Annotated in this window: 1 protein-coding gene; it reads left to right on the top strand. The window is 72.7% G+C overall.

Going from position 1 to position 1,371, the window contains the following annotated elements; genetic code table 11:
* On the top strand, window positions 1–1,370 hold a 1,370-nt coding region (locus JDV09_RS26150), incomplete at its 5' end, for an HNH endonuclease signature motif containing protein (protein ID WP_221372040.1).
* Window position 1,371: the final 1 nt, after the last annotated feature.

Raw genomic sequence — 1,371 nt, 5'->3', positions numbered from 1 at the left:
ACCGCACCGCCGCCGAGGTGGCCGCGGTGATGAACATGACCCCCGGCGCCGCGCGAACGCTGGTGGCCGCGGCCGAGGCCCTCGACGTGCGACTGCCCGCGGTGGGCGCGCTGCTGGCCACCGGCGGCATCGACTGGCGCACCACCGAGATCATCATCGCGCGCACCGACCTGGTCGAGGAAGCCCTGTTCCCCGCCGTGGATGCGTGGCTGGCCGAGCGGATCGCCGGATGGTCCTGCTGGTCGCGCAAACGCATCATCGACGCCGTCGACCAGGCGGTCACCAGCATCGACGCCGAGGCCGTCAAGAGGCGCCGGCACAACGCCTACGACGCCCGCGCGGTGCGCATCAGCGCCGAGCCCGACGGCACCGCCAAGCTGCGCGCCACGTTGCCCGCGCTGGACGGCGCCGCCCTGGACCGCCGGCTGTCCGAGCTGGCCGCCACGGTGTGCAGCGGCGATCCGCGCAGCCTGGACCAGCGTCGCGCCGACGCCCTGACCTCGCTGGGCGCCCCGACCTGTAGATGCGAGGAGCCCGACTGCCCGGCCCGCGACGCGCAGCCTCCGGCCGCACCGAAGGTCGTGCTGAACGTCATCGCCACCGCCGACACGGTGACCGGCGCCAGCGATGCACCCGGGTATCTGGCCGGCCACGGTGTCATCGACGCCGCCCTGGTGCGCGAGCTGGCCCGCGACGCCGCCCGGCGGATCCTCGAACAACCCCCGACCACCACCGAGCAGGCAGTGCGCTACCGGCCGTCGGCGGTGTTGGCGCACTACATCCGGGCCCGCGATCTGACCTGCCGCTTCCCCGGATGCACGGTGCCCGCGATGCGCTGCGACATCGACCACACCGAGCCGTTCAACCACGCCGACCCCACCGCCGGCGGCCTCACCGTGCACGACAACCTGGCCTGCTACTGCCGCCTGCATCACCGCTTGAAAACCTTTGACTGCGGCTGGACAGACCGGCAATTGGCCGACGGGATCATCGTCTGGACCTCACCGACCGGCGACGAATACCGCACCGCCCCGGCAAGCGCCGACCTGTTCCCCGGGCTGGCCCGGCGCCGGCCCGAAGACCGTGCCCGGGTGGCCGCCGCCCGCAAGCGGCTGCGCGAGCATCTGCCCCACACCGAGTACCACCGCTACCGCAACCGGGCGGCGCGCACGGAAACCGCCCACCGGACATGGCGCAACCGGGCCCGCTGGTACCGCACGCTGTTCCACGGCTGCCCGCCCAGCGTCAAACCCTCCACCAGCCCGTTCATGGCCTTCGTCAACGAACCCTACGAACCCGAGACCCTGCCACCCGACTGGCAACCCCCACCGATGACGCCCCACGACCCCGACGAACCCCCACCGTTCTAGG

The sequence above is a fragment of the Mycolicibacterium xanthum genome, assembly GCF_019710635.1.
GTDB lineage: Bacteria > Actinomycetota > Actinomycetes > Mycobacteriales > Mycobacteriaceae > Mycobacterium > Mycobacterium xanthum.
This window is presented reverse-complemented; position numbering and strand designations above follow the sequence as displayed.